This is a genomic window from uncultured Streptococcus sp. (assembly GCF_963528215.1).
GTDB lineage: Bacteria > Bacillota > Bacilli > Lactobacillales > Streptococcaceae > Streptococcus.
The window spans coordinates 1-5704 of the sequence record NZ_CAURVL010000049.1 but is presented as its reverse complement, the minus strand read 5'-3'; the positions used below and the strand labels follow the sequence as shown (position 1 = coordinate 5704).

General features: G+C 42.5%; 6 protein-coding genes. All 6 read left to right on the top strand.

What is annotated here, in order from left to right; genetic code table 11:
• Positions 1-122 precede the first annotated feature (122 nt).
• Positions 123-947 carry an alpha/beta hydrolase gene (locus tag RWS24_RS10470; protein WP_314367329.1) on the top strand — a complete coding sequence of 275 codons (825 nt, stop codon included), beginning with the start codon at positions 123-125 and terminating at the stop codon, positions 945-947.
• Positions 948-979: 32 nt separating this feature from the next.
• Positions 980-1720, top strand: a complete 741-nt coding sequence (locus RWS24_RS10465) for an alpha/beta hydrolase-fold protein (RefSeq protein WP_314367326.1) — start codon at positions 980-982, stop codon at positions 1718-1720.
• Between the two features lie 12 nt (positions 1721-1732).
• Positions 1733-2899 (top strand): ATP-grasp domain-containing protein, encoded by a 1167-nt coding sequence (locus tag RWS24_RS10460; protein WP_314367322.1) that lies wholly within the window; start codon positions 1733-1735, stop codon positions 2897-2899.
• 222 nt (positions 2900-3121) lie between these two features.
• Positions 3122-4090 (top strand): thiamine pyrophosphate-dependent dehydrogenase E1 component subunit alpha, encoded by a 969-nt coding sequence (locus tag RWS24_RS10455; RefSeq protein ID WP_314367318.1) that lies wholly within the window; start codon positions 3122-3124, stop codon positions 4088-4090.
• Between the two features lie 18 nt (positions 4091-4108).
• Complete coding sequence (locus RWS24_RS10450) at positions 4109-5101, top strand: alpha-ketoacid dehydrogenase subunit beta (protein ID WP_314367315.1); 993 nt, start codon at positions 4109-4111, stop codon at positions 5099-5101.
• A gap of 452 nt (positions 5102-5553) precedes the next feature.
• The coding region (locus RWS24_RS10445; protein ID WP_314367332.1) for an E3 binding domain-containing protein at positions 5554-5704 on the top strand (151 nt) is incomplete at its 3' end.

Genomic DNA, 5704 nt, shown 5'->3' with positions numbered 1-5704 from the left:
TAAATAATCTATTTTCTATCATTATCTAATAAAAATCATCAAAAAGTTAGGAAATCCCTAACTTTTTTGCTTAATTTGTGATATAATAAATAAAAATTTTGAAAATAGAAAGTTTTCTGAAAATGAATAAATCCTATTTTTACCTTGAAATGAAAACACATGAGTTAGTTGTTCCTTATACCAAGCAGAAACGCCGTGTCCGCGTGTTGCTTCCAAAGAACTATAGCCAGGATACAAATAAGACCTATCCCGTTGTTTATTTTCATGACGGACAAAATGTTCTTTATAGCAAAGAGTCTTTCAGCGGCCATTCGTGGAAGGTGATTCCGACAATCAAGCGTAATCCAGATATTGAAAAAATGATTGTCGTGGCTATTGACAACGATGGCCAACGGCGCATGAATGAATACGCAGCTTGGAAGTTCCAAGAGTCCAATATTCCCGGTATTCAGTTTGGCGGCAAGGGAACGGAGTATGCGGAGTTTGTTATGGAAGTCGTCAAGCCTTTTATTGACCAGCATTATCGGACCAAGTCGGATCGACTGCATACGGCCATGATTGGCTCTTCTCTTGGGGGAAATATCAGCCAGTTTATCGGTGTTGAATACCAAGATCAGATTGGCTGTCTGGGCATTTTTTCATCAGCTAATTGGCTGCATCAGGAAGCTTTTGACCGTTATATTGAGAGAAAAACACTCCAAGCAGACCAGCGAGTTTTCATTTATGTTGGGACAGAAGAGGCTGATGATACAGATAAGACATTAATGGCTGGCAACATCAAGCAGGCCTATATTGATTCATCGCTCAGCTATTTCCGACAGCTACTTGTATCTGGGGTAGATTTGTCCAATATTCAGATTAAGATCCAGTCTGGAGCTATTCACAATGAAATCGCTTGGGCGGAGCACTTGCCGGACTGTTTCCGTTTTATCGGCGAAAAATGGTAATCTAGTCAAACACTAAGAAAGAGGTAGAAACTATGCATGTAGAATTTTTAAGTCATTGGAGCGGTAATCTAGGCCGTGAAATGTATGTCAATCGCTATGGCCATGCTGGACTCCCAATTATAGTCTTCGCATCATCAGGCGGCAGCCACAATGAGTATGCTGACTTCGGCATGATTGAAGCCTGCGCTGGCTTTATTGAGGCCGGTAAGGTCCAGTTTTTCACTCTCAGCAGTGTTGATAGTGAGAGTTGGTTGGCGGACTGGAAGCATCCTCACGATCGAGCAGAAATGCATCGTGCATATGAGCGTTATGTCATCGAGGAAGCTATTCCTTTCGTTAAGCATAAGACAGGCTGGTTTGACCCTATGATGACGACAGGCTGCTCCATGGGAGCTTATCATGCTGTTAATTTCTTCCTGCAGCATCCAGATGTTTTCAATAAGGTGATTGCTCTTAGTGGTGTCTATGATGCACGTTTCTTTGTCGGTGACAATTTGAATGACGAAGTCATTTATCAAAACTCGCCAGCTGACTACATCTGGAACCAAAATGATGGCTGGTTTATTGACCGCTATCGACAGGCGGATGTTATCGTTTGTACTGGCTTGGGCGACTGGGAGCAGGATGGCCTTCCTTCCTTCTACACGCTGAAAGAGGCTTTTGAGCATAAGAATATTCCAGCTTGGTTTGCTGAATGGGGCCATGATGTTTCCCACGACTGGATTTGGTGGCGTAAGCAAATGCCGTATTTCCTTAATGAACTCAATCTTTAAAGGAGGTTTCCTATGAATTATATCGTTATTTCTCCCTACTATCCGCAAAATTTTCAGCAGTTTACTGTAGAGCTGGCTAATAAAGGAATCACTGTTCTGGGAATCGGTCAGGAGCCTTATGACCAGCTAGACCAGCCTTTGAAGGGTTCATTGACTGAATATTTCAGAGTAGAAAATCTTGAAAATCTTGACGAAGTAAAAAGAGCTGTGGCCTTTCTTTTCTACAAGCATGGGCCTATCGATCGGATTGAGTCTCATAATGAATACTGGCTGGAACTGGACGCTGAGTTGCGCGAGCAATTCAATGTTTTTGGAGCAAAACCAAAAGACTTGAAAAAGACCAAGTTCAAATCTGATATGAAGAAACTCTTTAAAAAAGCAGGTGTTCCAGTCGTACCTGGTCAGATTGTCAATACAGAAGCTGGAGCTGATTTGGCTGTCAAGAAACTTGGTCTACCTTTGATTGCCAAGCCTGATAATGGAGTGGGAGCAGCTGCGACCTTTAAATTGGAAACAGCAGAAGATGTCGAACGATTCAAGCAAGAATGGGATCATCAGACAGCTTATTTCTTTGAAAAGTTTGTCCAGTCTGGCGAAATCTGTACTTTTGATGGTTTGGTAGATAAGGACGGTCAGATCGTCTTTACAACCACCTTTGACTATGCGCATACACCGCTGGATTTGATGATGTATAAGATGGATAATTCCTACTACGTCCTCAAGGATATGGATCCAAAACTCCGTGCTTATGGAGAAGCGATTGTCAAAATCTTCGGCATGAAAGAACGCTTTTTCCATATTGAGTTCTTCCGCGAGGGGGATGATTATGTAGCCATTGAGTACAATAACCGTCCAGCCGGTGGCTTTACCATTGATGTCTATAATTTCGCTCACTCAATCGATCTTTACAGAGGCTATGCAGCGATTGTAGCAGGAGAGCCTTTCCCGGCTGCCCACATGGAGCCACTGTATTGTTTGGCAACCTCGCGCCGTGCATCAACGAACTATGCTTACCCTGAAGCTGACTTGCTGGAGAAATACAGAGATAACTTCAAGGTCAAGAAAGACATGCCAGCCGCATTTGCGGAGTTGCAAGGTGACTACCTCTATATGCTGACAACACCAAGCCGCGAGCAGATGGAGCAGATGATTGCAGATTTTGCTAAACAGGCAGATTAATCAGAAGCATGCTCTGCTATTATTTTCGTATAACAGTTTCAAAATAGTAAAAACTACTCTAGCATAAAAAGTTTGTGAAATTTCTATTTTGGCATCTAAAACCAGTTTATCCAATGGATTGACTGGTTTTTCTTTGTGAAATATAAGTGAGCAAAAGTTTTGACAGTGCTTACAGCTTTAGATAGAATTAAATAGAAGAATTATGCTTAGAAAGGCAAAAAAATGGCAACTTTAGATAAAAATCTTTTGTTAGAGATGTTCCGTAAGATGGAAGAAATCCGTCGAATGGACTTAAAAATTGCTCAACTTGTAAAAAAAGGAAAGGTTCCTGGAATGACTCACTTCTCAGTAGGTGAGGAAGCAGCCAATGTTGGTGCTATGCTGGCTTTGAACAAGGATGATTTGTTGACTTCTAATCACCGGGGACACGGTCAAGCTATCGCAAAAGGAATCAACCTCAACGAAATGATGGCGGAAATCCTAGGGAAATACACCGGTACCTGTAAAGGAAAAGGCGGCTCTATGCACATTGCTGACCTAGATGCCGGAAACCTTGGTGCCAATGGTATTGTGGGCGGTGGCATGGGAATTGCTGTTGGAGCAGCTCTGACCCAGCAAATGCATAAGACAGGTAAGATTGTTGTCTGCTTCTTTGGTGACGGTGCTACCAACGAAGGTGTCTTCCACGAAGCAGTCAATATGGCTTCTATCTGGAATCTTCCAGTTATTTTCTATTGTATTAATAACGGCTATGGTATTTCTGCTGATATCAAGAAAATGACCAATGTAGAGCACATCCACGAGCGCAGCGCAGCTTATGGCATTCCAGGTATGTTCATCGAAGATGGCAATAATGTTCTGGATGTCTATGAAGGCTTCCAAAAGGCTGTGGAGCATGTTCGCAGTGGTAACGGACCTGTCTTAATCGAGAGTGTGACTTATCGTTGGTTAGGACACTCGTCTTCTGACCCAGGTAAATACCGTACTCGTGAAGAAGTAGAAGAATGGAAGAAGAAGGATCCAATCGAAAATCTTCGTAAATACCTGTTGGAAAACAAGATTGCAAGCGAGGAAGAGCTGGAAGCTATCCAAGCTGGAGTCAAAGAAGCAGTGGAAGCGTCTGTCAAGTTCGCAGAAGAAAGTCCATTCCCGCCGCTTGAATCTGCCTTTGAAGATATTTACGCAGACTAAAGAGAGGAGAAAGAGAAAATGGAAACTAAAACTATGTCTTTTCGTGACACCATTATCCTCGCTATGTCTGAGGAAATGCGTCGCGATGAAAATGTACTCTTGATGGGAGAAGATGTCGGAGTCTTTGGTGGAGATTTTGGAACATCTGTTGGTATGCTGGAAGAGTTCGGCCCAGAGCGTGTACGTGACTGTCCGATTTCAGAAGCAGCTATTTCTGGAGCAGCAGCTGGAGCAGCTATGACAGGGCTTCGTCCAATTGTAGACATGACCTTTATGGACTTCTCTGTAATCGCCATGGATGCTATTGTTAACCAAGCCGCTAAAACTCGTTATATGTTTGGCGGAAAAGGCCAAGTGCCAATGACTGTCCGCTGTGCAGCAGGTAATGGAGTTGGCTCTGCCGCTCAGCACTCGCAGTCTTTGGAATCTTGGTTTACCCACATTCCAGGTCTTAAGGTAGTCGCTCCAGGAACTCCGGCAGATATGAAAGGCCTTCTCAAAGCTTCTATCCGAGACAACAACCCAGTCATTATTCTGGAATACAAGTCTGAATTTAACCAAAAAGGCGAAGTGCCACTGGATCCTGAATATGTCATTCCCCTTGGAGTAGGTGAAATCAAAAAAGAAGGTACCGATGTAACAGTTGTTACCTACGGAAAAATGCTTCGCCGTGTCATGCAGGCAGCTGAAGAATTGACAGAAGAAGGTATCTCTGTAGAAGTGGTTGATCCACGTACATTGGTGCCACTTGATAAAGATATTATCATCAATTCTGTTAAGAAGACTGGTAAGGTCGTTTTGGTTAATGATGCCCACAAAACTAGCGGTTTCATTGGTGAAATTTCAGCGATTATTTCTGAGTCTGAAGCATTTGACTATTTAGATGCTCCAATCCGCCGTTGTGCAGGTGAAGATGTGCCAATGCCTTATGCACAAAACTTAGAAAACGCGATGATTCCGACCGTTGAAAGCATCAAAGACGCTATTCGGAAGACATATCATAAAGAATAAGGTATAATAAAGAAAAGGCTTTCTCACAAGATTAGATTACATAAATTATTTTATGTAATCTAATCTTGTGTAGAGGGTTAAAGAGACTTAGAATTTTACTAATTGCATAAAATCGTTATTCGGATTGATTATATCCGATGAGCGAATTAATAAGTCTACAAGGTTGATCGCCGATAGCGGCAGCTGTTGTAAGTTGTGATACGTTTGTATCCAAGTTACTTGTAAAGTTGCAACAGGAGAGAGTCGAATCGATGATATTCGACGAACGACTTAGTAAGTCTACTAGGTTGGTCGCAGATAGCGGCAACCGTAGTAACTTGAGATACGTTTCGTATCCAAGTTACTTGTAGAGTTGAACTCGGGCTAAAAGCTTGGAAAAAAGATAAAGCGTCTTGGCTTCATCGAAGCCAGCGTTGATTTCCTATTTTTCAGTCGCTTTTTACGCCCTTAGTATCATAATTAGAATTGGAGAGGTCATGGCTGATGATAAGCTAAGAGCGACTCCTGCAGCTAGAAAATTAGCGTATGATCTAGGAATCAACCTCTACGACGTATCTGGCTCAGGTGCAAACGGTCGTGTCCACAAAGAAGACGTGGAAACTT